Here is a 1,142-nt window from a genome sequence, read left to right as displayed (position 1 = left end):
AGGGTGGCCCCGGCGGCATCGGCGTCGTCGGGTCCTCCCTCTTCCTGTTGTCGAGTTGGAGAGGGTTACTGGTGAAGTCCCGTCGAGGAACGCAGTTCTGGCCTCAGCCACCGAAAGTCAGCCACGGCGGCGGGTGCGCCGCACGAGCACCCGTCACGTGTGCCTCCAGCAACCCCGTTCGGGCCTCAGCCACGCTGCCCGAATACGTCCCGGGCCGCGCCCCCTCCGGCCTGGGCGTTGTGTACGTCGGGACGGTGCTCAGGTCGGCTTCGGATCTCTCGGAGCGAAACGGCGGCCGATGGCACGGTGCGGTCGTCACCGGCGCGCTTCGGTCTGGTCCTGGCGCTCGGACTGGTCGGGTTGCTTCCTGCTCTGGCTGCCCACCCTGGCGGTGTTGCGCGCTGAGTGGGCGGGGGCCGCCGCAGCGGTGGCGGAGGCATGGAGCGGCGGCGGCCCGTGGCCGCCAGCGCGCGCGGCACGCCGTAGGCGGGCCGCCTTGATCCAGTAAAGAAACTCTGAACAGCTCCGCAGGGCAGGGGAGCGGCCGAGCAGCATGCGAGGAACACATGGACACCGTGGACCAATCCCGGACCTGCGAGAGAGGCCGTCGGACAGCCGATCAACCATGCCTCGGCGCTTCAAGCAATCGCGATACGCAACGACGGCACAGCAGCAAGCGGGAGCAATGACCGAGCACATACCGGACAACGAAATGGGGTCGACCAGCATTCACGTCGGGGACACGGAAAAGGTGGCCGCGCTGGTCAAAGAGATGCGCGCCATGGTCGGCCGCCTCAGGAGGGAGACGATGGAGTTGCGAGAGGAAGTGGCCCAGCTCAGGACTGAGGCTTCGACTGCTGAGCTGCCTTCAACTCCTCGACTTCACGGCGCAGTTCCTGATGATCAGCGCTGAGTGCGCGGATTTCGTCGCGTAGTGCTGTGAGCGTTTCAGCGAGGGTGGCCCCGGCGGCATCGGCGTCGTCGGGTCCTCCCTCACCTGGCTCTGCCTGGCCCGGCCTCTCGCCCTTCTTCGACAAGTACCAGGCTGGCGCGGTGTAGTTCGCATTGTCGAGTTGGAGAGGGTTACTGGTGAAGTCCCGTCGAGGAACGCAGTTCTGGCCTCAGCCACCGAAAGTCAGCCA

At 66.7% G+C, this 1,142-nt stretch carries 1 protein-coding gene; it reads left to right on the top strand.

Annotation, left to right across the window (positions count from 1 at the left end; genetic code table 11):
- The first annotated feature begins 685 nt into the window (after nucleotides 1-685).
- On the top strand, nucleotides 686-913 hold the full coding sequence (locus PV364_RS41095) for a hypothetical protein (protein WP_319138511.1): 228 nt from the start codon (nucleotides 686-688) through the stop codon (nucleotides 911-913).
- The last annotated feature ends 229 nt before the right edge of the window (nucleotides 914-1,142 follow it).

Origin of the sequence: Streptomyces sp. MI02-7b (genome assembly GCF_033793585.1) — a bacterium.
In the GTDB taxonomy this organism is placed as follows: domain Bacteria; phylum Actinomycetota; class Actinomycetes; order Streptomycetales; family Streptomycetaceae; genus Actinacidiphila.
This window is presented reverse-complemented; position numbering and strand designations above follow the sequence as displayed.

Coding starts and splice junctions, on each gene's coding strand:
- PV364_RS41095 (WP_319138511.1), top strand. CDS start 686: ATGACCGAGCACATACCGGACAACGAAATGGGGTCGACCAGCATTCAC.